This window comes from Streptomyces sp. NPDC006335 (assembly GCF_040612795.1).
Lineage (GTDB): Bacteria > Actinomycetota > Actinomycetes > Streptomycetales > Streptomycetaceae > Streptomyces.
Genome location: NZ_JBEXQX010000001.1, coordinates 303,585 through 327,649 on the forward strand (window position 1 = coordinate 303,585; position 24,065 = coordinate 327,649).

The 24,065-nt window shown below is 71.8% G+C and carries 22 protein-coding genes; 10 read left to right on the forward strand and 12 right to left on the reverse strand.

All coding sequences use genetic code 11. The features are described 5' to 3' along the window. Nucleotides 1–15 precede the first annotated feature (15 nt). The 6 genes from ABZ098_RS01435 to ABZ098_RS01460 form a co-directional block, all read right to left on the reverse strand. Nucleotides 16–1,440, reverse strand: coding sequence for a SidA/IucD/PvdA family monooxygenase (locus ABZ098_RS01435; protein WP_356586067.1), 1,425 nt, complete (start codon nucleotides 1,438–1,440; stop codon nucleotides 16–18). Next, on the reverse strand, nucleotides 1,437–2,831 hold the full coding sequence (locus ABZ098_RS01440) for an aminotransferase class V-fold PLP-dependent enzyme (RefSeq protein ID WP_356586069.1): 1,395 nt from the start codon (nucleotides 2,829–2,831) through the stop codon (nucleotides 1,437–1,439). Before ABZ098_RS01440 ends, ABZ098_RS01435 begins: the two co-directional genes overlap by 4 nt. Nucleotides 2,832–2,947: 116 nt before the next feature. Then, nucleotides 2,948–5,434, reverse strand: coding sequence for an aminopeptidase N (pepN, locus tag ABZ098_RS01445; RefSeq protein ID WP_356586071.1), 2,487 nt, complete (start codon nucleotides 5,432–5,434; stop codon nucleotides 2,948–2,950). A gap of 56 nt (nucleotides 5,435–5,490) precedes the next feature. Then, nucleotides 5,491–6,096, reverse strand: coding sequence for a response regulator (locus tag ABZ098_RS01450; RefSeq protein ID WP_356586073.1), 606 nt, complete (start codon nucleotides 6,094–6,096; stop codon nucleotides 5,491–5,493). A gap of 137 nt (nucleotides 6,097–6,233) precedes the next feature. Continuing rightward, nucleotides 6,234–6,584, reverse strand: a complete 351-nt coding sequence (locus tag ABZ098_RS01455) for a chorismate mutase (RefSeq protein ID WP_356586075.1) — start codon at nucleotides 6,582–6,584, stop codon at nucleotides 6,234–6,236. Nucleotides 6,585–6,778: 194 nt separating this feature from the next. Further along, nucleotides 6,779–7,651 carry an AraC family transcriptional regulator gene (locus tag ABZ098_RS01460; RefSeq protein ID WP_356586077.1) on the reverse strand — a complete coding sequence of 291 codons (873 nt, stop codon included), beginning with the start codon at nucleotides 7,649–7,651 and terminating at the stop codon, nucleotides 6,779–6,781. A gap of 84 nt (nucleotides 7,652–7,735) precedes the next feature. Here ABZ098_RS01460 and ABZ098_RS01465 point away from each other — a divergent pair, with 84 nt between their 5' ends. Both ABZ098_RS01465 and ABZ098_RS01470 read left to right on the forward strand, forming a co-directional pair. Beyond that, complete coding sequence (locus tag ABZ098_RS01465) at nucleotides 7,736–9,505, forward strand: beta-galactosidase family protein (protein WP_356586079.1); 1,770 nt, start codon at nucleotides 7,736–7,738, stop codon at nucleotides 9,503–9,505. A gap of 37 nt (nucleotides 9,506–9,542) precedes the next feature. Further along, nucleotides 9,543–10,427 carry a hypothetical protein gene (locus ABZ098_RS01470; protein ID WP_356586081.1) on the forward strand — a complete coding sequence of 295 codons (885 nt, stop codon included), beginning with the start codon at nucleotides 9,543–9,545 and terminating at the stop codon, nucleotides 10,425–10,427. Between the two features lie 49 nt (nucleotides 10,428–10,476). Here the strand turns inward: ABZ098_RS01470 and ABZ098_RS01475 are convergent, their stop codons facing one another. Both ABZ098_RS01475 and ABZ098_RS01480 read right to left on the reverse strand, forming a co-directional pair. Continuing rightward, complete coding sequence (locus ABZ098_RS01475; RefSeq protein WP_356586083.1) at nucleotides 10,477–11,382, reverse strand: SDR family oxidoreductase; 906 nt, start codon at nucleotides 11,380–11,382, stop codon at nucleotides 10,477–10,479. Nucleotide 11,383: 1 nt separating this feature from the next. After that, nucleotides 11,384–12,124 carry an SDR family oxidoreductase gene (locus ABZ098_RS01480; RefSeq protein WP_356586085.1) on the reverse strand — a complete coding sequence of 247 codons (741 nt, stop codon included), beginning with the start codon at nucleotides 12,122–12,124 and terminating at the stop codon, nucleotides 11,384–11,386. A 54-nt stretch (nucleotides 12,125–12,178) separates the two neighbouring features. On the opposite strand from ABZ098_RS01480, the gene ABZ098_RS01485 reads away from it, so the two are divergent. From ABZ098_RS01485 to ABZ098_RS01500, 4 genes are read left to right on the forward strand one after another with little or no spacing between them, the layout of a single operon-like run. After that, a complete protein-coding gene (locus tag ABZ098_RS01485) occupies nucleotides 12,179–12,922 on the forward strand; it encodes an enoyl-CoA hydratase family protein (RefSeq protein ID WP_356586087.1) in 744 nt (247 codons plus the stop codon). Continuing rightward, entirely contained in the window at nucleotides 12,919–13,740 is an 822-nt protein-coding gene (locus ABZ098_RS01490) for a CoA-transferase (protein WP_356586089.1), read from the forward strand. The genes ABZ098_RS01485 and ABZ098_RS01490 overlap by 4 nt, the downstream gene beginning before the upstream one ends. Next, complete coding sequence (locus ABZ098_RS01495) at nucleotides 13,721–14,437, forward strand: CoA-transferase (protein ID WP_356586091.1); 717 nt, start codon at nucleotides 13,721–13,723, stop codon at nucleotides 14,435–14,437. Before ABZ098_RS01490 ends, ABZ098_RS01495 begins: the two co-directional genes overlap by 20 nt. Continuing rightward, the gene (locus tag ABZ098_RS01500) at nucleotides 14,437–15,486 is read left to right on the forward strand and encodes a nitronate monooxygenase (protein WP_356586093.1); all 1,050 of its coding nucleotides are present in this window, start codon (nucleotides 14,437–14,439) and stop codon (nucleotides 15,484–15,486) included. The genes ABZ098_RS01495 and ABZ098_RS01500 overlap by 1 nt, the downstream gene beginning before the upstream one ends. A gap of 173 nt (nucleotides 15,487–15,659) precedes the next feature. Here the strand turns inward: ABZ098_RS01500 and ABZ098_RS01505 are convergent, their stop codons facing one another. From ABZ098_RS01505 to ABZ098_RS01515, 3 genes are read right to left on the reverse strand one after another with little or no spacing between them, the layout of a single operon-like run. Continuing rightward, nucleotides 15,660–16,817, reverse strand: a complete 1,158-nt coding sequence (locus ABZ098_RS01505) for an acetyl-CoA C-acetyltransferase (RefSeq protein WP_356586095.1) — start codon at nucleotides 16,815–16,817, stop codon at nucleotides 15,660–15,662. Nucleotides 16,818–16,843: 26 nt separating this feature from the next. After that, nucleotides 16,844–17,458 carry a TetR/AcrR family transcriptional regulator gene (locus tag ABZ098_RS01510; RefSeq protein WP_356586097.1) on the reverse strand — a complete coding sequence of 205 codons (615 nt, stop codon included), beginning with the start codon at nucleotides 17,456–17,458 and terminating at the stop codon, nucleotides 16,844–16,846. A 13-nt stretch (nucleotides 17,459–17,471) separates the two neighbouring features. Continuing rightward, nucleotides 17,472–18,257, reverse strand: coding sequence for an SDR family oxidoreductase (locus ABZ098_RS01515; protein ID WP_356586099.1), 786 nt, complete (start codon nucleotides 18,255–18,257; stop codon nucleotides 17,472–17,474). Nucleotides 18,258–18,305: 48 nt separating this feature from the next. Here ABZ098_RS01515 and ABZ098_RS01520 point away from each other — a divergent pair, with 48 nt between their 5' ends. Together ABZ098_RS01520 and ABZ098_RS01525 are read left to right on the forward strand one after the other, a co-directional pair. Beyond that, nucleotides 18,306–19,436, forward strand: coding sequence for an acyl-CoA dehydrogenase family protein (locus tag ABZ098_RS01520; RefSeq protein WP_356586101.1), 1,131 nt, complete (start codon nucleotides 18,306–18,308; stop codon nucleotides 19,434–19,436). Then, nucleotides 19,436–20,395 carry an acyl-CoA dehydrogenase family protein gene (locus tag ABZ098_RS01525; RefSeq protein ID WP_356586103.1) on the forward strand — a complete coding sequence of 320 codons (960 nt, stop codon included), beginning with the start codon at nucleotides 19,436–19,438 and terminating at the stop codon, nucleotides 20,393–20,395. The genes ABZ098_RS01520 and ABZ098_RS01525 overlap by 1 nt, the downstream gene beginning before the upstream one ends. Here ABZ098_RS01525 and ABZ098_RS01530 read toward each other — a convergent pair. Continuing rightward, a complete protein-coding gene (locus ABZ098_RS01530) occupies nucleotides 20,370–22,007 on the reverse strand; it encodes a cytochrome bc complex cytochrome b subunit (RefSeq protein WP_356586105.1) in 1,638 nt (545 codons plus the stop codon). The two genes, ABZ098_RS01525 and ABZ098_RS01530, sit on opposite strands and share 26 nt — an antisense overlap. 178 nt (nucleotides 22,008–22,185) lie before the next feature. Between ABZ098_RS01530 and ABZ098_RS01535 the strand changes: the two genes are divergently transcribed. Continuing rightward, nucleotides 22,186–23,103 (forward strand): rhomboid family intramembrane serine protease, encoded by a 918-nt coding sequence (locus ABZ098_RS01535; RefSeq protein WP_356586107.1) that lies wholly within the window; start codon nucleotides 22,186–22,188, stop codon nucleotides 23,101–23,103. Then, nucleotides 23,100–24,029 carry a chitosanase gene (locus ABZ098_RS01540; RefSeq protein WP_356586109.1) on the forward strand — a complete coding sequence of 310 codons (930 nt, stop codon included), beginning with the start codon at nucleotides 23,100–23,102 and terminating at the stop codon, nucleotides 24,027–24,029. Before ABZ098_RS01535 ends, ABZ098_RS01540 begins: the two co-directional genes overlap by 4 nt. Nucleotides 24,030–24,065 lie beyond the last annotated feature (36 nt).

Sequence of the window (24,065 nt, forward strand, 5' to 3'; positions counted from 1 at the left end):
CTTGCGGTCCCTCGGTTACCGTCCCTCGACGAGGGGTGTCAGGACGGGGGCGGTGCGGGCGGGTGGGATCTGTGGCAGCCGGTCTTCGAGGCCGAAGGTGGTGAAGGCGGTGCGGGTGGGGAGGGGGTAGGCGTCCTTGCCGGTGACGGCGTTGAGGATGGTGGCGCTGCGCCAGGCGGCGAGGCCGAGGTCGGGGGTGCCGACGCCGTGGGTGTGGCGTTCTGCGTTCTGGACGTGGATGTGGCAGTCGGCGCCGGTGACGGACGGGTCGAGGACGAGGCGGAAGTGTTCGTCGACGCGGGGGCGTTCGCGGCTGTCGCGGCGCATGTAGGGGTCGAGTCCGGCGAGGATGCGGTCGAGGGGGCGTTCGCGGTGGCCGGTGGCGAGGACGACGGCGTCGGTGGTGAGGCGGGAGCGGGTGCCCTGCTGGATGTGTTCCAGGTGGAGTTCGATCTTCGTGGTGGCGATCCGGCCCGCGGTGCGGACGCGGACGCCGGGGGTGAGGACGGCGTCGGGCCAGCCGCCGTGCAGGGTGCGGCGGTAGAGCTCGTCGTGGATGGCGGCGATGGTGTCGGCGTCGATGCCGCGGTGGAGCTGCCACTGGGTGGTGCCGAGGCGGTCGCGGACGCTTTCGGGCAGGGCGTGGAAGTAGCGGGTGTAGTCGGGGGTGAAGTGTTCGAGGCCGAGCTTGGAGTACTCCATGGGCGCGAAGGCCTCGGTGCGGCCGAGCCAGTGGAGTTTCTCGCGGCCGGTGGGGCGGTTGCGCAGGAGGTCGAGGAAGACCTCGGCGCCTGACTGTCCGGAGCCGACGACGGTGACGTGGTCGGCGGCGAGGAGGCTCTGGCGGTGGGTGAGGTAGTCGGTGGCGTGGATGACGGGCACGCCGGGTGCCTCGACGAGGGGCTTCAGCGGCTCCGGCACATAGGGCTCGGTGCCGATGCCGAGGACGATGTTCTTGGTGTAGGTGCGGCCCAGTGCCTCGGCTTCGCCGTCGCTGTCGAGCTGGGTGAAGTCGACTTCGAAGACGTCGCGTTCGGGGTTGAAGCGGACGGCGTCGACCTGGTGGCTGAAGTGGAGTCCGGGGAGGTTCTCGGCGACCCAGCGGCAGTAGGCGTCGTATTCGGCGCGCTGGATGTGGAAGCGCTCGGAGAAGTAGAAGGGGAAGAGGCGCTCGCGGGCCTTGAGGTAGTTGAGGAAGGTCCAGTCGCTCGCGGGGTCGGCGAGGGTCACCAGGTCGGCGAGGAAGGGGACTTGGATGGTGGCGCCGTCGATGAGGAGCCCTGGGTGCCAGCCGAAGGCGGGGCGCTGGTCGTAGAAGACGGCGTCGAGTGCGGTGAGGGGCTGGGCGAGGGCGGCGAGAGAGAGGTTGAAGGGGCCGATGCCGATGCCGACGAGGTCGCGGGGTGCGTCGGGCTCGTGGTGTGGGGGGTGGGGGTTCATCGGGGGGTGGTTCCTTCCACGAGGTGCAGGAGTCCGGCGAGGTCGGCCGGCCCGGAGGTGGGGTTGAGGAGGGTGGCCTTGAGCCAGAGGCGGTCTGCTGCGCGGGCTCGGCCGAGGACAGCACGACCGTCGGTGAGGAGTTTTCGGCGTACGGCGGCTACGGCGTCGTCGGTGGCGCTCGCCGGTCGGAACAGGACGGTGCTGATGGTGGGAGGTGCGTGGAGTTCGAAGCCGGGGTGGTCGTGGACGAGTTGTGCGAACTCCTGGGCCCGCTCGCAGACTTGGTCGACAAGGGCGCCGAGTCCCTTTCGTCCCAGCGTTTTCAGTGTGACGGCGACCTTGAGGACGTCCGGTCGGCGGGTGGTGCGCAGGGAGCGGCCTAGGAGGTCGGGGAGGCCGGCTTCGGTGTCGTCGTCGGCGTTGAGGTAGTCGGCGCGTTGGTTCAGGGCGGCGAGGTCGTTGCCGTTGCGGACGGCCAGGAGTCCTGCGGCGGCCGGTTGCCAGCCGAGTTTGTGCAGGTCGAGGGTGACGGTGTCGGCGACGCTCAGGCCGGTGAGCTTGGCTCTGTGCCGTGCGCTGAAGAGCAGCCCTCCGCCGTAGGCCGCGTCGATGTGCAGGCGGGCGCCGCGCTGCGCGCACAGGGCGGCGATCTCGGGGAGGGGGTCGATGAGGCCGGCGTCGGTGGTGCCCGCGGTCGCGGCGATGAGCAGCGGGCCGTGCGGGATCGTTTCGAGGGCTGCGGGGTCGAGGGTGCCGTTGGGGGTGGGGTCGATGATCGGGGCGGGCATGCCCAGGAGCCAGGCGGCCCTTGGGAGGGAGTGGTGGGCGTTCTCGCCGCAGACCAGTCGGACACCTGGGCCCAGGGTTTCTCGGGCCAGGAGGAGGGCGAGTTGGTTGGATTCCGTGCCACCGGTCGTGACCAAGGCATCGGGTCGGTGGGGGCTGGTCGCGCAGTTCCCCGCGCCCCTATGTGTCTCGCCGTAAACCTCGTTTGCCAGTGCTCGGGTTACCTGGGCCTCCAGCTCTGACGCTGCCGGGGCCTGGTCCCATGAGTCCAGCGAGGGGTTCAAAGCGCTCACGGCCAGGTCCGCCGCTGCGGCCACCGCCAACGGTGGGCAGTGGAGGTGGGCTGCGCACAGCGGGTCCGCCGGGTCCGCCGAGCCTTCCGCCACGGCCCGTACCAGGCGCCGTAGGGCCTCAGGGTCGCCGTCGTCAGGGAGCACAGCCCCCAGCGCCTCTCGCATCCGGGCGGCGACCGCGTCCGGTCCCCCGGCCGGCAGCGGACCTCGCCGCCCCCGCGCCCCCTCCTCCAACGCCTCCAGAACCGTGTCCAGCAACGGGCGCAGGGAGGAGGGGCCTTCGGGGCCCGAGGCCAGGGGCGGCGTGTGCATCGTCGACCTCCGGGGGCGCTGGGGACTTCCAGCTTGGACGCGGTTGCCTGGGCGCGCCCGGAGAGTTCAACGATCCTGACCCGAAAGGGGGTACTCCCGTACGGGGAAAATCCGCTCTACGCCTGCCTCACCCGCAGGGCCCGTGCCAGGTCGTCGAGTTGGTCGACCAGTTTGCGGCGCAGGGCGGGGATGGGGTCGGCGTCGCGCAGGCAGGCCTCGCCGAGCCGCAGGTTGTCCTCGTCGATGGCGTAGTCGGGGAAGGCCGAGCGGCCGGCGGCGACGGCGATGGCGGGGCCCCGGCGGGCGGCGAGGGCGACGGCGTCCTCGTAGTAGCGGGGGACGTACTGCCGTACGAGGTCGGTCTGTTCGGGTTGCCAGAAGCCCTGGGCGGTGGCGGTGAACAGGTAGTTGGAGAGGTCGTCGCGGGTGAACATCGCTTCCCAGGCCCGCGCTTTGGCCTCTTCGGTGGGGAGGGCGGCGCGGCAGCGGGCGGCGCCTTCCTGGCCGGTGGCGGAGGGGTCGCGTTCGAGTTCGGCGGCGATGGCGGTCTCGTCGGTGGCGCCGAGGACGGCGAGGCGGGCGAGGACGCGCCAGCGCAGTTCGGGGTCGAGTTCGGGGCCGCCGGGGACGGTGCCGTCGGCGAGCCAGGCAGCGATGGTGTCGGGGTGGGCGGCGACGTCGATGCAGTGGCGGACGGCGATCAGGCGCAGGCCGGGGTTGTCGCCGTCCTCGGTGCGGCGGATGAGGTCGCGGCACAGGGAGGAGAGGGTGGTGAGGGCGGCGGGGCGCTGTTCGGGGGTGACGTAGCGGTCGGTGACGTAGGTGGCGGCGAAGGCGAGGACGCCCTGAACGAGGGCGAGGTCGGTTTCGTGCGGGAGGTGGGCGCGGGCCGCGTCCAGGTAGGCGGTGGGCGCCAGTTCGCCGTCGCGGACCGCGTCGCGCAGGGCGTTCCAGACGACGGCGCGGGTCAGGGGTGAGGGCAGGCCGGAGAGGGTCTCGGTGAGTGCTTTGAAGGAGTCGGTGTCGAAGCGGACCTTGGCGTAGGTGAGGTCGCCGTCGTTGAGGACCAGGAGGGTGGGGCGCTTGCCGATGGGCTGGGGGGTGTTCTGCGGGACGTCGAGGTCGAGGCGTTCGCGCAGGACGAGGTGGCGGCCCTCGTCGGCGACGTCCTGGTCGTAGAGGCCGACGGCGATGCGGTGCGGGCGGCTGCCCTTGTGCTCGACCTGGAGGGTGTACGTGCCTTCCTCGCCGCGGGTGACGACGGGCCGCAGGGTGTCGACGCCGGTGGTGCGCAGCCAGGCGTCGGCCCAGGCGTGGACGTCGCGTTCGGTGGCGGAGGCGAGGGAGTCGATGAAGTCGGCGAGGGCGGCGTTGGCGAACTTGTGCCGGGCGAAGTGGGTGTTGATGCCGGCGAGGAAGTCCTTCTCGCCGAGCCAGGTCACCAACTGCCGCAGTGCGGAGGCGCCCTTGGCGTAGGAGATGCCGTCGAAGTTGAGGAGGGCGGCGGCCGTGTCGTCGACGGCTTCGGGGGCGACGGGGTGGGTGGAGGGGCGCTGGTCGGCGTCGTAGCCCCAGCCCTTGCGGACGACGCCGAAGTCGACCCAGGTGTCGGTGAAGCGGGTGGCCTCGGTGAGGGTCTGGTAGCCCATGTACTCGGCGAAGGACTCGTTCAGCCAGATGTCGTCCCACCAGCGCAGGGTGACGAGGTCGCCGAACCACATGTGGGCCATCTCGTGGGCGATGACCATGGCGCGGGTCTGGCGTTCGGTGTCGGTGACGGCGGAGCGGTAGACGAACTCGTCGCGGAAGGTGACGAGTCCGGGGTTCTCCATGGCGCCGGCGTTGAACTCGGGGACGAACGCCTGGTCGTAGGAGTCGAAGGGGTAGGGCTCCTCGAACTTCTCGTGGTAGCGGTCGAAGCACTGCTTGGTGATCTCGAAGAGTTCGTCGGCGTCCGGGTCGAGGTGGGGCGCGAGGGAACGGCGGCAGTGGATGCCGAAGGGCAGGCCGCGGTGTTCGGTGCGCACGGAGTGCCAGGGGCCGGCGGCGACGGCGACGAGGTAGGTGGAGATCAGGGGGGTGGTGGCGGCCTTCCAGTGGCCGTCGCCGAGGTGTTCGGTGATGCCGTTGGCGAGGACGCTCCAGCCCTCGGGGGCGGTCACCGTCAGGTCGAAGACGGCCTTGAGGTCGGGCTGGTCGAAGGCGGCGAAGACGCGCTGGACGTCGTCGAGGAAGAGCTGGGTGTAGACGTAGGTCTCGCCGTCGGTGGGGTCGGTGAAGCGGTGCATGCCCTCGCCGGTGCGGGAGTACCGCATGACGGCGTCGATGCGCAGTTCGTGCTCGCCGGCGGTCAGGCCCTCGAGGGGCAGCCGGTTCTCCTCGAGGGTGCCCGGGTCGAGGGGGCGGCCGTCGAGGGTGGCCTCCCGCAGTTCGGCCGGCTTGAGTTCGACAAAGGTGTCCGCCTCCGTGCGCGCGGTGAACCGGATGACGGTCTGGGACGCGAAGGTCTCGTCGCCGGTGGTGAGGTCCAGCGCGATGGTGTAGCGGTGAACGTCGAGGAGCTTGGCACGGGTCTGCGCTTCGTCGCGCGTCAGTACGGACATGCAGGACATGCTGCCTGATGGCAACGGCAACTCACAGAGGCGGATCGGTACACGCCTTATGTCCGGTCCTGTTCGAGCTCCCCGGTGTGCGCCCCGTTGCCCCGCTGGACCGGTACCCGGGCGTCGGGGTGGGGCAGGGCGGGGTGGGCGGCGGGGCCCTCGTCCTCGTCGTGGCCTTCGTCATGGCTCTCGTCATGGCCCACGTCGTGATTCTTGTCCTCGGTGTGGTCCTTGACGAGGGCGCGTAACTCCCGCACCTCGTGTTCGAGGGCGAGGTGGCGGCGGTGGGCGTCGAAGAGGTAGCGGACCTTGGTGCGCAGGGCCCAGGGGTCGATGGGTTTCATCACGAGGTCGGCGACGCCGAGGCCGAAGGCGGCGGAGGTGAGTTCGTGGTCGGGGCCGAAGCCGGTGAGCAGGACGACGGGGATGTGCTGGGTCTGTTCCAGGCGCCGCATGTAGCGGACCACGTCGAGTCCGCTGACCCCGGGCATCCGTACGTCGAGGAGCAGGAGGCCGACCTGGCCCCGGAGCACCTGCTTGAGGGCCTCGTCCCCGCTGGTGGCGCGGCCGAGCCGGTAGCCCAGCGGGGCCAGGGCACTCTCCAGGGCGTAGAGCGTGTCCTCGTGGTCGTCGACGATGAGGATCTTGGCATCCGAAGGCATGGCCCGGCGTCCCTCCCTCGCGGAAGCCAGCCTACGCCCGTGCGTTGACACGGAGTGCTCGCGGGCTGACAAGGAGTGCACAGCGCAGCATGCCGGGTGCGGGCGCCCGTGTCACCTCCCTTGAGCGTCCTGCGAGGTCAATCGGCCAGGGGGGTGGAGCCGTTGACGGTGTCCTCGGCGATGCGCTCGTGGTGTCTGATCACCTCGGCGATGATGAAATTCAGGAACTTCTCAGCGAAGGCCGGGTCGAGTTTGGCGTTCTCGGCGAGGGTGCGCAGCCGTTCGATCTGGCGGGCCTCGCGGGCCGGGTCGGCGGGCGGCAACTGGTGGCGGGCCTTGAGATGGCCGACCTGCTGGGTGGCCTTGAAGCGCTCGGCGAGCATGTGGACGACGGCCGCGTCGATGTTGTCGATGCTGTCCCGCAGCCGGCTGAGCTCTGCAAGGACGGCCGGGTCGACGTCACCGGATCCGGTGTTGCTGGTGGTCATGAGCGACAACCCTACGGGGGCGGGGTGGCCGGTTCATCGGCGGATCGGCCGGATCGGGGAGGGGGGCGCTCGGCTCCTTGAGGGGCGTGGGGGCGGGGAGCTGTGTGATCGACTTGTCGGCGGCGGCCCCAGAGCCCCAGCGAACAAATCCTCGCCACCTCGTCCACCCCGAACCCGACCCCCAGCCCCCGCGATCAGACCCGCGGCGGATCATCCGGATCCGGCACCTCGTTGCTCCAGCCCCCCGGCACGGTCCGGCTTTCCTGGGCGCGGAAGCGGACGGGGGGCATGCCGACGCGACGGGTGAACAGGCGGGAGAAGTAGGCGGGGTCGTCGTAGCCGACGCGGCGGGCGATGGCGGCGACGGGGAGGTCGGTGGCGGCGAGGAGTTCCTTGGCGCGGCCGAGGCGGATGCCGAGGAGGTAGTCCTTGGGGCTGCACCCGGCGCCGCGGCGGACGGCGGTGCGCAGTTCGGCGAGGGTCATGCCGTGCCGGGCGGCGTGGTCGGCGACCGACAGCGGCAGGCAGGCGTCGCGGGCGAGCGCTTTGAGGACGACGTCGCCGTCGGGGGCGAGGTCGGCGCGGGCGCGGCGCAGGGCGACCAACAGTTCGTGGACGGCGGCGCCGGTCTCCACCTCCAGGAGGGGGTTGTCGCGGCGGGCGGCGCGGGCGATGCGGGCGATCACGGAACGCGGGCCGGTGGCGTCGGACAGGGGTACCACGGGGCGGTCCGGCTCGATGTAGCCCAGTTCGGTGTACGTGGCGGTCGCGGGGCCGGTGAAGCCGACGAACCCCTCGTCCCAGCCGGTCTCCGGGTCGGGCGCGTAGTGGTGGGGGATGCCGGGGGTGAGCCACAGCAGGGAGGGCGCGGTGACCGTCGTACGGCGGCCGTCGGGGGTCTCGTACCAGCCGGTGCCGGTGCTGATGACGACGGCGACGTGGCTGTCGAGGGTGCGGGGACCGACGGTGGGCAGGGGGCCGTACTGGAGTCCGACGCCGAGGCAGACCAGGCCGAGGCGGTGGTGGACGGGGCTGGGCGTGAGGAACCGCATCCAGGTGTGGTACATCGCGCTCCTTGCCTGCGCTTCGGTCCAAGCAGCGCCGATCTTTGTCCATGGACGTGATCGCCGCCAGTGGTGAGGGTGGAGCCTATGAGCGAGTTCTCGGTGGGTGAAACCGATTTCCTGCTGGACGGCCGGCCGGTGCGGCTGCTGTCCGGCGCGCTGCACTACTTCCGGGTGCACGAGGCGCAGTGGGGGCACCGGCTGGCGATGCTGCGGGCGATGGGTCTCAACTGTGTGGAGACGTACGTGCCGTGGAACCTCCACGAGCCGCGCCCGGGCGAGTTCCGGGACGTGGAGGCGCTGGGCCGGTTCCTGGACGCGGCCCGGCAGGCGGGGCTGTGGGCGGTCGTCCGCCCGGGTCCCTACATCTGCGCGGAGTGGGAGAACGGCGGTCTGCCGCACTGGCTCCCCGGGCATGCGCGCACGAGTGACGAGCGGTACCTGAGCCGGGTCGAGCGCTGGTTCGGGCGGCTGCTGCCGCAGGTCGTGGAGCGGCAGATCGACCGCGGCGGCCCGGTGGTCATGGTGCAGGCGGAGAACGAGTACGGCAGCTACGGTTCGGACGCCGCGTATCTGCTGCGGCTGACCGAGCTGCTGCGCGCGCTGGGTGTCACGGTCCCGCTGTTCACCTCGGACGGTCCCGAGGACCACATGCTCACCGGCGGCTCGCTCCCGGGCGTCCTCGCCACGGTGAACTTCGGCTCCGACGCCCGCACGGCCTTCGAGACGCTGCGCCGGTACCGGCCGGACGGCCCGCTGATGTGCATGGAGTTCTGGTGCGGCTGGTTCGAGCACTGGGGCGGTGAGCCGGTCGTGCGGGACGCGCGGGACGCGGCCGCGGCGTTGCGGGAGATCCTGGAGTGCGGGGCCTCGGTGAACCTGTACATGGCGCACGGGGGCACGAACTTCGCGGGCTGGGCGGGCGCCAACCGGGGCGGGGGCGCCCTGCACGACGGCCCGCTGGAGCCGGACGTGACGTCGTACGACTACGACGCGCCGATCGACGAGTACGGCAGGCCGACGGAGAAGTTCTGGCGCTTCAGGGAGGTGCTGGCCGAGTACGGCCCGGTGGCGGACCTGCCGCCCGCACCGGAGGTGGTGGGCGCGGCCGATGACGTGCACCTGTCCGAGTGGGCGTCCCTGTCCGCCGTCCTGGAGGAGCGCGGCGGATCGCCCGTCGAGGCCCCGGTGCCGCCGACGTTCGAGGAGCTGGACGTCGACCGGGGGCTGGTGCGGTACGAGGTGACCGTGCCGGGGCCGCGGCAGCCCTACCCGCTGATCGCGCGGGGGCTCAGGGATCTCGCGGTGGTGTACGTCGACGGTGAGCGGGCCGGGGTGCTCACCGAGGAGGAGGTCCAGCTCAAGGAGCCGGTCGCGGGGTACGCGCGCGTGGAGCTGTGGGTGGAGTCGCTGGGGCGGGTCAACTACGGGCCCCGCAGCGGGGAGGCCAAGGGGATCACCGGGGGTCTGCTGCACGAGCGGCAGTTCCTGCACGGGGTGCGGGCGCGGGCGCTGCGGCTGGACGCGCTGGACTCGGTGACCGGGATCGGGTTCGGGGAGGTCCCCGGGGACGGTTCGCCGGGCCTGTACCGGGGTGAGGTGAGCGTGCGGGGCGCCGGGGACGCGGTCCTTGAGCTGCCGGGGTGGACCCGGGGGTTCGTGTGGGTCAACGGCTTCAATCTCGGCCGGTACTGGTCGGCGGGCCCGCAGCGGTCGCTGTACGTGCCCGGTCCCGTGCTGCGGGAGGGCGGCAACGACGTGTGGGTGCTGGAGCTGGAGGAGGCGCCGGCCGACGGGCCCGTGCTGCGGCTGCGTGCGCCGGATCCGACCCACGAGAATTCGCCCACGACCTCGTAGAGTGGAATCGGGTTCAGGGCGTCTTGGGGGTACGGGCGTGACGAACGACGGACCGGTCCAGCACGGCTACCCGCACCTGGAGACGGTGCGGGCCTCGATCAACGCGCTCTACAAGCGGCTCTCCTACGACACCGTCCGGACGTTCGCGACGAGCGTGGCCCCGGTGGACGTGGCGTTCTGCGACACCGACGACCTCTATCTCGGCGCGCAGCGGGTGGCCCGGGAGCTGGTGCGGCACTACCGGCTGCCGGACGCCCGGCTCGTGGTCGGCTTCCGGGAGATGACGTACGCGGCCAACGTCGAACTGACCGCGGGCCCCGAGTACTTCGTCGAGCTGAACGACCGCTTCCGCACGCATCGGCGGGACATCGGCGCGGCGCTGGCCCACGAGATCATGCACGTGTACCTGCACCGGCTGGACCTCTCCTTCCCGGCGGTGCGGGAGAACGAGATCCTCACGGACACGGCGGCCACGTACCTGGGGGCCGGCTGGCTGCTGCTGGACGCGTACCGGGAGGACGCGGCGTCGTCGCAGAAGCTGGGCTACCTCACCCCGGAGGAGTTCGGGTACGTGCTGGCGAAGCGGTCGCTGGTGTTCGGGGAGGATCCCTCGGTGTGGTTCACCAGTGCGCAGGCGTACACGGCGTACGAGAAGGGGATGGCCAGGGCTCGGGAGGACGAGCAGCAGCCTCCGCTCACCGCTGCCGGGTGGGCGGGGAGGCGCCGGTACGCCCGTGACCGGCGGCACGCGGGGCCGGGGCCGCGGCCGGGGGTGCCCTACGCGTTCACCCCCGACGGGCCCGGGCGCCTGCGGGTGTCGTTCCCCTGTCCCACCTGTCATCAGCGGATCCGGGTGCCGGTGCGGGGGCGGGTGCGGGCGCGGTGTGCTTTGTGCCGGACGGTGCTGGAGTGCGACACGTAGGGCTGCGTAGGGCTGTGGTGCTGTTCCCCGGTAACGTCCCGTTCCCCGTTCACGCCCCGTACACCGGCTGGGGCGTCTCGGCCTCGCCCAGCAGCTTCCGTGCCGTCTCCCCCGCCTCCGCCGGGGTCCACCTCGCGGCCCTGTCGGCGGTCGGGCCCGGCCGCCAGCCCTCCATCACCGTGATGCGGCCGCCCTCCGCCTCGAAGACCCGGCCCGTCACTCCCGCGCCGGCCTGCGAGCCCAGCCAGACGACCAGCGGGGACACGTTCTCCGGGGCCATCGCGTCGAAGCCGTCGGACGGGGGCGCCATCGTGTCGGCGAACGTCTGCTCGGTCATCCGCGTCCGTGCCGCGGGGGCGATCGCGTTGACCTGGACGCCGTAGCGGGCGAGTTCGGCGGCGGCGACCAGGGTCAGGGCCACGATGCCCGCCTTCGCCGCGCTGTAGTTGCCCTGTCCGACCGAGCCCGACAGACCTGCCCCGCTGGACGTGTTGACGATCCTGGCCACCGGCGTACGGCCCGCCTTCGTCTCCGCCCGCCAGTGTGCCGCCGCGTGCTTCAGGGGGAGGAAGTGGCCCTTGAGATGGACCCGCAGCACCGCGTCCCAGTCGTCCTCGTCGAGGTTGACGAGCATCCGGTCGCGCAGGAACCCGGCGTTGTTGACGAGGGTGTCGAGGCGGCCGTACGTCTCCAGGGCCGTCCGGACGAGGGAGGCGGCACCGTCGGGTGTGGCGATGTCGCCGCCGTGGGCGACCGCCTCGCCGCCCGCCGCGCGGATCTCCTCGGCGACGAGGGTGGCGGGGCTGTCGGGGCTCGGGGTGCCGTCGAGGCCGACGCCGAGGTCGTTGACGACGAGCCGTGCCCCTTCGGCGGCGAAGGCGAGCGCGTGGGCGCGGCCGAGACCGCGGCCCGCGCCGGTCACGACGACGACCCGGCCGTCGCAGATTCCGGTCATCTCACGTCTCCCTGTTGGCGGTTGCGGCGTCCTGGAAGGCGGGCCGTTCCCCGCCGCCGTGCACCAGCAGGGAGGCCCCGCTGATGTAGGCGGCGGCGTCGGAGGCGAGGAAGACGGCTGCCGCGCCCACGTCGGAGGGCTCGGCCAGGCGTCCGAGCGGGACCGTGCGGGAGACGGCGGCGATGCCCTGCGCGTCGCCGTAGTGCAGGTGGGACCGCTCGGTGCGGACCATGCCGACGACCAGGGTGTTCACGCGGACGTCCGGTGCCCACTCCACGGCCATCGAGCGGGCGAGGTTCTCCAGGCCCGCCTTGGCCGCCCCGTACGCGGCCGTGCCGGGCGAGGGCCGGCCTCCGCTGACGCTCCCGATCATGACGATCGAGCCGCGGGTCCGTCTCAGGTGTTCGTGCGCGGCCAGGGACACCGTGAGCGGGGCCAGGAGGTTCAACTCCAGTATCCGGGCGTGCCGTTCGGGGCTCGCGTCGGTGAGCAGCCGGTAGGGCGCGCCGCCCGCGTTGTTCACCAGCACGTCCAGGTGTGGCAGTTCGGCGAAGAAGTCCCGCACGGCGTCGGCGTCCCGGACGTCCAGTGGCACGAACCGGGCTGTCGGCGACGGGACTTCGGGCGGTCGGCGGGCGCAGACGACTACCTCCGCGCCCGCCTGCGCGAAGGAGCCGGCGATCCCGGCACCGACTCCCCGCGTCCCGCCGGTGACGACCACGACCCTCCCGTTCAGCTCCATTCACCGCTACCCTTCACCTAACAAACGTTTGGTGGAAAGGTAGCTGATGCGGCCATGGGTGTCTCCACCTCGTCCCCGGAAAAGGGGATCGTCCTCGTCGGGGTCGACTTCCCGCCGGTGAACGCCCTTCCGGTGGACGGCTGGTTCGCCCTGGCCGACGCCGTGCGCGCGGCGGGCCGTGATCCGGAGGTCAGGTGTGTGGTCCTGGCGGCCGAGGGGCGTGGCTTCAACGCGGGCGTGGACATCAAGGAGATCCAGAACCGCGGCGCGGCCGCCCTCGTCGGTGCCAACCGCGGCTGCTTCGAGGCCTTCTCGGCGGTGTACGACTGCGAGGTGCCCGTGGTGGCGTCCGTGCAGGGGTTCTGCCTGGGCGGGGGCGTCGGCCTGGTGGGCAACGCGGACGTGGTCGTGGCGAGCGAGGACGCCACCTTCGGCCTGCCCGAACTGGACCGCGGTGCCCTCGGCGCGGCCACCCACCTGGCCCGGCTGGTGCCGCAGCACCTCATGCGCGCCCTGTACTTCACCTCCCGCACGGTCACCGCCGCCGAACTGCACCGGCACGGTTCGGTGTGGAAGGTCGTGCCGAGGGCCGAACTCGCCGCCACGGCAATGGAGTCGGCCCGAGAGATTGCCGCCAAGGACGGCGAGCTGCTGCGCCTGGCCAAGGCCGCCATCAACGGCATCGACCCGGTGGACGTGCGCCGCGCCTACCGCTACGAGCAGGGCTTCACCTACGAGGCGAGCGTCAGCGGGGTCGCCGACCGGGTTCGGAACAGGTTCGGCGGGGAGGCCGAGTGAGCGACAAGACCATGACGGCCGACGAGGTCGTCTCCCGGCTGCGCAGTGGCATGACCCTCGGCATCGGCGGCTGGGGTTCGCGCCGCAAGCCGATGGCGCTGGTGCGCGCGCTGCTGCGCTCGGACGTCACCGACCTGACGATCGTCTCGTACGGCGGCCCGGACGTCGGGATGCTCGCCGCCGCGGGGCGCATCCGCAAGCTCGTCGCCGCGTTCGTCACCCTCGACTCGATCCCCCTCGAACCCCATTACCGGGCGGCCCGCGAGGCTGGTGCCTTCGAGCTCATGGAGCTCGACGAGGCGATGTTCATGTGGGGCCTGCACGCGGCCGCGAACCGGCTGCCGTTCCTGCCGGTGCGGGCGGGCGTCGGCTCGGACGTCATGCGGGTCAACCCGGGTCTGCGGACGGTGACTTCGCCGTACGACGACGGGGAGACGTTCGTGGCGGTGCCCGCGCTCGGCATGGATGCCGCCCTGGTGCACCTGAACCGCGCCGACCGGCTGGGCAACGGCCAGTGCCTCGGCCCCGACCCGTACTTCGACGACCTGTTCTGCGAGGCGGCCGACACGGCGTACGTCTCCTGCGAACGGATCGTGGACACGGCGGAGTTGACGAAGGAGGCGCCGCCGCAGTCGCTGCTGGTCGGACGGCACACGGTCACCGGTGTGGTCGAGGCTCCGGGCGGCGCGCACTTCACCTCCTGCGCCCCCGACTACGGCCGGGACGAGGCCGTGCAGCGGGAGTACGCGACCACGCCCTGGCCGGAGTTCGCCGCACGGTATCTCGGAGGAGGACTTCGTGACCGCGACCCGGAGTGAGTACTGCGTGATCGCCTGCGCCGAGGCCTGGCGGGACGCGGGCGAGATCCTGGCGAGCCCGATGGGCCTGATCCCCTCGGTCGGCGCCCGGCTCGCCCGCCTCACCTTCTCCCCCGACCTGCTGCTGACCGACGGCGAGGCCCTGCTGGTCCGCCCGGACGGCACGCCCGAGGGCTGGCTGCCGTACCGCAGGCACCTCGCCCTGGTCACCGGCGGACGGCGGCACGTGATGATGGGCGCGAGCCAGCTCGACCGGTACGGCAACCAGAACATCTCCTGCATCGGCGACTGGGCGCGGCCGCGACGGCAGTTGCTCGGGGTGCGGGGGGCGCCGGTCAACACCCTGAACAACCCGACCAGTTACTGGGTGCCGAGGCACTCGCGCCGGGTGTTCGTCGAGAAGGTCGACATGGTGTGCGGAGTCGGATACGACCGTGCCGCCGGGGCCCGTTTCCACCGTATCCCGCGGGTCGTCTCCGACCTGGGCGTCCTCGACTTCGACACCCCGGACCGCTCGATGCGGCTGGCCTCGCTGCATCCGGGGGTCACCGTGGACCAGGTGCGGGAGGCCACCGGTTTCGATCTGGTGGTCCCGGACGAGGTGCCGTACACCCGCGAACCGACCGACCGGGAGCTGGAGTTGATCCGTGAGGTGATCGATCCGCAGGACACCCGGTCCCGGGAGGTCGGTGGCTGATGGAGACCGCGCTCACCCGGCTGGCCGGGGTCCGCCATCCCATCGTGCAGACCGGGATGGGGTGGGTGGCGGGGCCTCGGCTGGTCTCCGCCACGGCGAACGCGGGCGCGCTCGGCATCCTGGCTTCCGCGACCATGACGCTCGACCGGCTCCGGGACGCCGTACGGGAGGTGCGGTCGCGGACCGACGCACCCTTCGGGGTCAATCTGCGGGCCGACGCGGCGGACGCCGGTGACCGGGTGCGGGTCATCATCGACGAGGGCGTGCGGGTGGCGTCCTTCGCCCTCGCGCCCTCCGCCGAGCTGATCGCCGAGCTGAAGGAGGCGGGGGTGCTCGTCGTCCCGTCCGTCGGGGCCCGGCGGCATGCCGAGAAGGTCGCGGCCTGGGGCGCGGACGCGGTGATCGTGCAGGGCGGGGAGGGCGGCGGGCACACCGGGGAGGTGGCGACGACGGTCCTGCTGCCGCAGGTGGTGGACGCGGTGGACATCCCGGTCGTGGCAGCGGGCGGGTTCTTCGACGGGCGGGGTCTGGTCGCGGCGCTGGCGTACGGGGCGGCGGGCGTCGCCATGGGCACCCGCTTCCTGCTCACCTCGGACTCGACGGTGCCGGACGCGGTGAAGGCGCGCTATCTGGCGGCGACGGTGAAGGACGTGACGGTGACCCGGGCGGTGGACGGCCTCCCGCACCGCATGCTGCGTACGGATCTGGTGCACTCCCTGGAGAGCGCGGGACGTACGCGCGCCCTACTGCGGGCCACCCGGCATGCCGCCGCCTTCCGCAGGCTGTCGGGGCTGACCTGGCGCCAATTGATCCACGACGGCCTCGCGATGCGCCACGGCAAGGACCTCACCTGGAGCCAGGTCCTCCTCGCCGCCAACACCCCCATGCTCCTCAAGTCGGCGATGGTGGACGGCCGTACGGACCTCGGGGTCATGGCCGGCGGCCAGGTCGCCGGGGTGATCGACGACCTGCCGTCGTGCGCGGAACTGGTGGAGCGGATCATGAAGGAGGCGGAGGAGACCTTGGAGGGCCTCAAAGGCTGTCGATGACCGTCACGTTCGCGGTCAAAGCCGCTCGATGACCGTCACGTTCGCCTGTCCCCCGCCCTCGCACATCGACACCCTCCCCGACGGCCCCCTCGCACCACTCGGCCCCAGGGGCCTCACGGGCTTCGGAAGCCTGCGCCGGACTCCGTCCGCCGACGCGGGCGGTCCCGTCGCCGTCAAAGCCGCTCGATGACCGTCACGTTCGCCTGTCCCCCGCCCTCGCACATGGTCTGGAGCCCGAATCGGCCGCCCGTGCGTTCCAGTTCGTGCAGGAGGGTGGTCATCAGCTTCACTCCCGTCGCCCCCAGCGGGTGGCCGAGGGCGATCGCGCCGCCGTTGACGTTGACCTTGTCCGGGTCGGCTCCCGTCTCCTTCAGCCAGGCCAGCACCACCGGGGCGAAGGCCTCGTTGATCTCGACGAGGTGGATGTCGTCGATGGTGAGGCCGGTCTTCTTCAGGGCGTGCGCGGTGGCCGGGATGGGGGCGGTGAGCATGCGGATGGGGTCCTCGCCGCGGACGGAGAGGTGGTGCACGCGCGCGCGTGGGGTGAGGCCGTGTTCGCGTACCGCACGTTCCGAGGCCAGCAGCATGGCCGCGGCCCCGTCGGAGACCTGCGAGGAGCAGGCCGCGGTGATGGTGCCGCCCTCGATCACCGGCTTCAGGCCGGCCATCTTCTCCAGGGAGGTGTCCCGGCGCGGGCCCTCGTCGACCGCGACGGGGCCGTAGGCCACCGTCTCGCGCTCGAAGCGTCCCTCGTCGATGGCCCGCAGGGCCCGCCGGTGCGACCGGAGCGCGAACTCCTCCTGGTCCTCGCGGCTGATCCCCCACTTCCCGGCGATCATCTCGGCGCCGACGAACTGGTTCACCGCCCGGTCCCCGTACCGCGCCCGCCACCCCTCGCTGCCCGCGAACGGCCCCTGGGTCAGCCCGAGCGGCTCCGCGGCCTGCCGGGTCGTGAAGGCGATCGGGATCATCGACATGTTCTGCACCCCGCCCGCGACCACCAGGTCCTGCGTCCCGGACAGCACGCCCTGCGCGGCGAAGTGCACGGCCTGCTGCGAGGACCCGCACTGCCGGTCCACGGTCACCCCGGGCACCTCCTCGGGCAGCCCGGCCGCGAGCCACGCGGTCCGCGCGATGTCCCCGGCCTGCGGCCCGACCGCGTCCAGGCACCCGAAGACGACGTCCTCGACGGCCCCGGGATCGACCCCGGCCCGCTCCACCAGCGCACGCAGCACATGCGCGCCCAGATCGGCCGGATGGACCCCGCTCAGTCCTCCCCCGCGCCGCCCGACGGGCGTACGGACCGCTTCGACGATGTAGGCCTCGGCCATGGCGACTCCCCAGACATCCCAATGAGTTACGTGCGTACGGCGATCCCGTCCAGCACCATCGACAGGTACTGCCGGGCGATCTCCTCCGGGCTGTGCTGTCCGCCGGGCCGGTACCAGGACGCGGCCACCCACACGGTGTCGCGCACGAACCGGTAGGTCAGCCGTACGTCGAGGTCGGCCCGGAACACCTCGGCCGCGACCCCGCGCTCCAGCGTGGACAGCCAGGCCTTCTCGAACCTGCGCTGCGACTCGGCGAGGAACGCGAACCGCTCCTGCGCGACCAGCTGCCTGCTCTCCTTCTGGTAGATCGCGACGGCGGCCCGGTGCCGGTCGATCTCCCGGAACGACTCGGTGACCAGGGCCTCCAGCGTCTCGCGCGGGCCGAGTTCGGCGCCCAGGACGGTGTCGTAGCCGTCCCAGAGCTCGTCGAGGAAGGTCCGCAGGATCTCCTCCAGCATCGATTCCTTGGAGTCGAAGTGGTAGTAGAGGCTGCCCGCAAGCATGCCCGCGTGGTCGGCGATCTTGCGTACGGTCGTGGCGTTGTAGCCCTGTTCGGCGAAGACCTCGGCGGCGGTGTCGAGGAGTTCACGGCGGCGGGCGGGGGCGGCGGCGCTCACCTGGGGCTTCTTCTTGGTCGGCACATCGTCCATTGTCCTAGGCGTGCTGGCTGCTGACGGCGACGACCTCGCCCGTCATGTACGAGGAGTAGCCGGACGCCAGGAAGACGATCACGTTGGCCACCTCCCAGGGCTGCGCGTACCGCCCGAAGGCCTCGCGGGCGGTGAGTTCCTCCAGCAGCTCGGCCGAGGTCACCTTCACCAGGTGCGGGTGCATGGCGAGGCTCGGTGACACGGCGTTGACGCGTACGCCGTACTCGGCCGCCTCCAGTGCCGCGCACCGGGTCAGCGCCATGACTCCGGCCTTCGCGGCGGCGTAGTGCGCCTGTCCGGCCTGGGCGCGCCAGCCGACGACGGAGGCGTTGTTGACGATCACCCCGCCGCCGGAGTCCCGCATGAGGCGCAGGGCCGCCCGGGTGCAGCGGAAGGTGCCGTTGAGGGTGACGTCCAGGACGCGGGTCCACTGGTCGTCGGTCATGTCGACGAGCTGCGAAGTGCCGCCGAGGCCCGCGTTGTTGACGACGATGTCGAGCCGCCCGTGGTCGCGGACGGCCGCGTCGAAGAGCGTCCCCACCTGGGCCTCGTCGGTGACATCGCACGCCATGGAGGTCACCGCGCCCCGGAACTCGCGGGCCAGAGCGGTCTCGTACTCCTTCAGGCGCCGCGCATGGGCGTCGCTGATCAGGACGCGCGCGCCCTCCTCCAGGAAGCGGCGCGCGGTCGCCCCGCCGATGCCCGCCCCGGCGGCGGCGGTGATGACGGCGGTGCGCCCTTTCAGCAGCCCGTGCCCCGGCTCGTAGACCGGGCTCTCGACGCCTGTCATGGCGCCACGCTAACCTACCAAACACTTGTTAGGGAAGGACGGGTGTCCATGGATCTGGCGTTCACGCAGGAGGACGATGACTTCCGCGCGGAGGCCCGCGCGTGGCTGCGCGCGCGTGTGCCCGCCTCCCCGCTGCCCTCCCTGGAGACCCGGGAGGGCTTCGCGGCCCACCGCGCGTGGGAGGCCGAACTCGCCGCGGACCGCTGGTCGGTGGTCGACTGGCCCGTCGAGTACGGCGGCCGGGACTGCGGGCTGATCCGCTGGCTGGTCTTCGAGGAGGAGTACTACGCGGCCGGGGCGCCCGGACGCGTCGGCCAGAACGGCGTCAGCCTCCTCGCCCCGACCCTCTTCGCCCACGGCACGCGTGAGCAACGCGCGCGCGTGCTGCCGCCGATGGCCACCGGCGAGGTCGTCTGGGCGCAGGCCTGGTCGGAGCCGGAGGCGGGCTCGGACCTGGCCTCCCTGCGGTCCAAGGGGGTGCGCACGGACGGGGGTTGGCTGCTCAGCGGCCAGAAGACCTGGTCCTCCCGGGCCGCCTTCGCGGACCGCGCCTTCGGGCTCTTCCGTACCGACCCGGACACCCCCAGACCCCACCAGGGCCTGACGTACCTGATGTTCGACCTGCGGGCCCCCGGTGTCACCGTCCGCCCGATCCGCCGCCTCGACGGCAAGCCGGCCTTCGCCGAGCTCTTCCTGGACGAGGTGTTCGTACCGGACGAGGACGTCATCGGTGCGCCCGGCCAGGGCTGGCGGATCGCGATGTCGACGGCGGGCGACGAACGCGGCCTGAAGCTGCGCTCACCGGGCCGTTTCCTGGCGGCCGCCGACCGGCTGTTCGCGCTGTGGCGGGCGAAGGGCGAGCCCGAGGCGGCCCGGACGCGGGTGGCGGACGCCCTGATCGGCGCCCGCGCCTACCAGCTCTTCACCTACGCGGCCGCCGCCCGAGTCCTGGACGGCGAGACGCTCGGCCCGGAGTCCAGCCTGAACAAGGTCTTCTGGTCCGAGTACGACATCGCGCTCACCGAGACTGCGCTGGATCTCCTCGGTGAGGCAGAGGACCCCGACTGGTCCGAGCGTTACGTCTTCGCCCTCGCCGGGCCGATCTACGCCGGCACCAACGAGATCCAGCGCGACATCATCGCCGAACGCCTGCTGGGCCTGCCGAAGGGACGCCGCTGATGCGCTTCCTCCTCGACGCCGAGCAGCGCGACTTCGCCGGCTCCCTGGACGCGATGCTGACGGCCGCGGACACCCCGTCCGTCGTCCGGGACTGGAGCCGCGGCGACCACACCGGCGGCCGGGCGCTGTGGCGCCGTATCGCCGACGCGGGGGTCTTCGCGCTGGCGGTCCCGGAGACCTACGACGGGCTGGGCCCCCGCCCCCTGGAACTCACGCTCGCCTTCGTGGAGTTGGGACGGCACGCGGTACCGGGCCCCCTGGTGGAGACCGTGACGGCGGCAGCGTTGCTCACCGAACCGGGGGCGGCGAAGCGCCTGCTCCCGGCGCTGGCCTCGGGAGAGGCCATGGCCACCGTCGCCCGCGACGGCGGGTACGCCCTGGACGGCGAGGCCGCGGACGTCCGCCTCTCACTGACCGCCGAGGGCCTGTACCTCGCCCCCGGCCACGGCCCGGTGCGCCCCTCGCTCGACCCCGCCCGCCGTCTCACCCCCCTGGCAGCGGGCGGCGAACTGCTCACCGCGCACCCGCCCGTCACCGCCGCCCTCACCCTCGCCCGCCTCACCACCGCCGCCCAGGCTCTCGGCGTGGGCCTCGCCCTTCTCGACCGGACCGTCTCCTACGTCGGGCAGCGCACCCAGTTCGGCGCCCCCATAGGCTCCTTCCAGGCCGTCAAGCACCAACTCGCCGACGCGAGGATCGCGTTGGAGTTCGCGCGTCCCCTGCTCTTCGGCGCCGCCCTGACGATGACCGCGCACGACGTCGCCGCCGCCAAGGTCACGGCGTGCGAGGCGGCGTACCGGACGGCCCGTACCGCGCTCCAGCTCCACGGCGCGATCGGGTACACCGCGGAGTACGACCTGTCGCTGTGGCTCACCAGGGCCCGCGCCCTGCGCTCCGCCTGGGGCAGCCCCGAGGAGTGCCGAAACACCGTCCTCAGTGGTGGTGGTCGCCGCCGGTGAGCTCCCGGTACTCCTCCACCGTCGGCTTCTCGATCCGCGTACCGGGTCCGAACATCGCCCTGGCGAGCCCGGCCCGCACCCGCTGGGAGCGCCTGACCGGCCGCCGCACCCCGTTGGCGTCGACCAGCGGCCCGATCTCGTACGGCGGTTGCTGCTCGTGCTGGGTGAGGGTGTGGAGGTGCTCCTGCGTGAGCGGCTCGTGGACCTCGACGTACTCCCCGTGCGGGAGCCGCTTGATGGTGCCGGTCTCCCGGCCGTGCAGCACCTTGTCCCGGTCCCGGCGCTGGAGCCCGAGGCAGACGCGCTTGGTGATCACGAAGGTGAGCACCGGCACCACGAACACGGAGACCCGCACGAACCAGGTGATCGCGTTGATGGACAGGTGCAGATGCGTGGCCACGATGTCGTTGCCGCCGCCGATCAGCAGGACGACGTACAGGCTCAGCCAGGCGACGCCGAGCCCCGTGCGGACGGGGACGTTGCGCGGCCGGTCCAGGATGTGGTGCTCGCGTCTGTCGCCGGTGATCCACGCCTCGACGAAGGGATAGACGCCGAGAGCGAGCAGGATCAGCGGGAAGAGCGAGAAGGGGATGAAGACGCCCAGCTGGAGGGTGTGGCCCCAGGCGTTGATCTCCCATCCCGGCATCACCCGGATCAGCCCCTCGGAGAAACCGAGGTACCAGTCGGGCTGGGCGCCGGTGGTGACCAGCTGGGGGCTGTACGGCCCGAACGCCCACACGGGGTTGATCTGGGCGAGCCCGCCCATCAGCGCCAGCACGCCGAAGGTCAGGAAGAAGAAGCCGCCCGCCTTGGCCATGTAGACCGGCAGGAACGGCATGCCGACCACGGACCTGTTGTCGCGTCCTGGCCCCGGGTACTGGGTGTGCTTGTGGTAGAAGACCAGGATCAGATGGGCGACCACCAGGCCGAGCATGATCCCGGGCAGCACCAGGACGTGGATCGGGAAGAGCCTCGGGATGATGTCGTGGCCCGGGAACTCCCCGCCGAACAGGAAGAAGGACAGGTACGTCCCGACGATCGGCACGGACAGGATCGCGCCCTGCGAGAAACGGATGCCGGTGCCGGAGAGCAGGTCGTCGGGGAGGGAGTAGCCGGTCAGCCCGGTGATGATGCCGAGGAACAGCAGGGTCCAGCCGAACACCCAGTTGAGCTCGCGCGGCTTGCGGAAGGCGCCGGTGAAGAACACCCGCATCATGTGCACGAGCATGCCGGTCACGAAGACCAGCGCCGCCCAGTGGTGGATCTGCCGGATCAGCAGTCCGCCGCGCACGTCGAAGCTGATGTCGAGCGTGGACTCGTAGGCCCGGGTCATCACCACGCCGTTGAGGGGCTCGTAGGAGCCGTGGTAGACGACCTCGACCCCGCTGGGCTCGAAGAACAGCGTGAGGTAGACACCCGTGAGGATCAGGATGAGGAAGCTGTAGAGACAGATCTCGCCCAGCATGAACGACCAGTGGTCCGGAAAGACCTTGCGCATGTTCGCCTTGGCCAGCGCGTACAGGCCGAGCCGCCCGTCCGCCCAGTCGGCGAGCCTCTCGCCCGCCCCGGCCTCTCCACGGGCCGTCCGCTCCACCGATCGTGCGCCGTCCATACGTCGTCGCCTCCCCGTCGGATCACTTTCAGGGTGGCACGGCCGTACGGCGAAGCCAACGGGGCGGACGGCCGACCCCGGCCCCGGCGCGCTCTCCCGGTACCTGTGTTCGCTATTTTGTTCGCCGCAGCCCCACCGGCTCGATCATCAACCCCTGTCACTCCGAGGAGAGCCGGCCGTGGAACCCGAATCCGCCGTCACCACCTGCTATCGCCACCCCAAGGTGGAGTCCCACATCCGCTGCATCCGCTGCGAGCGGTACATCTGCCCGGACTGCATGCGGGAGGCGGCCGTGGGCCACCAGTGCCCGGAGTGCGTGCGGGAGGGGGCGCGGTCGGTGCGGCAGGCCCGGACCGCGTTCGGCGGTCGGATCACGGCCGTCCCCCTGGTGACGTACGTCCTCATCGGCCTCAACGTGCTCGCCTACGTCGCCGAGCTCGTGCGCCCGGCGATCGTGGACCGGTTCGAGATGCTGGGCGTCGGTCTGGTGGGCCCGGACGGCGGCCACTACGTGTGGCAGGCCGCGTACCCCGCCGACTTCCACGCCGAGGGGGTCGTGGAGGGCGAGTGGTACCGGCTGCTGACCGGCGCGTTCCTCCATCTGCCGCCCACCGGGGGCACGTTCGGGATCCTGCACATCGTGATGAACATGGTGTCGCTGTGGAACATCGGCCGGGTGGTGGAGGTCCAGCTCGGCCGTCTCAGGTACGTCGTCCTGTATCTGCTGTCCGCGCTCGGCGGCTCGGTCCTCGTCCTGCTGCTCGCGCCCACCACGCCCACGCTCGGCGCGTCCGGCGCGATCTTCGGGCTCGGCGCCGCCTACTACGTGATGGCCCGCCGGCTCGGCGCCGACATGGCCCAGGTCAACCGCTTCATGGCGGGCCTGCTGGTGTGGCTGGTGGTCTCCGCGTGGGCGACGTCCTGGGAGGGCCACCTCGGCGGGCTGCTCGCCGGAGCCGCCGTCACCCTCGGCTACGCGTACGCTCCCCGGGACGGCCGTCGCGCCCTGGTCCAGGCAGGGGTGTGTGCCGTACTGCTGGTGGTGCTGCTGGTGTCCGCCTGGGCCAAGGTCACCGAACTGACGGGAGCCCGGTGAGACGCGCCCGCCTGCTGCTCCTCGCGACCGTCCCCGCACTCGTCACGGCGTCGGTCTACCTCCTCACGCCCGAGGACTCCGGAGGGGGCGGGGCGGGCCCCGACCTCTCCGCCGCCTACCGGTCGCAGGCGGCCGAGGACGCCAGGGGAGCCGAGGGTGCCAAGCAGTGGGCCGAGGGGGCGAAAGGCACAGCGGCCGACGCGCTCACGGACGTGCCGCCGGGCCTGGCCGCCCCCGCCGAGAAGGATCTCGCGCAGCAGCTCGTGGCCAGCGCCGAGAACTCCACCCTCGACTGGCGCAGCGCCTACGCCTACATCGAGGACATCGGCGACGGCCAGGGCTACACGGCCGGCCTCATCGGCTTCTGCACCGGCACCCACGACCTGCTCACCCTGGTCGAGCGCTACTCGAAGGTGCACCCCGACAACGGTCTCGCGCCGTACATCCCCGCCCTGCGCGAGGTCGACGGCACCGACTCCCACGAGGGTCTGGACCCGGGCTTCCCGGCCGCGTGGAAGGCGGAGGCAGCCCGGCCGGCCTTCCAGAGGGCCCAGGACGCGGAGCGCGACCGTGTCTACTTCGACCCGGCCGTCCGCCTCGCCAAGCTCGACGGCCTCGGCGAGCTCGGCCAGTTCGTGTACTACGACGCCATGGTCTTCCACGGCCCGGGCACCGATCCCACCGGTCTGTACGGCATGCGCGAACGCGCCCTCCAGAAGGCCGACAGCCCGACCGAGGGCGGCTCCGAGAGGGCCTACCTGGACGCCTTCCTGGACATCCGCCGGGCGGCGATGAAGACCCGGGACGCGGGCATCGACACCTCCCGTGTCGACACCGCGCAACGGCGGTTCCTGGACGACGGAAACCTGGCCCTTGAGACCCCGCTGGAGTGGCAGGTGTACGGGGAGACGTTCAAGGTGCCGTAGAAAAGGCGACAGCGCCTGCCCAGCGTCCGGTCGGGG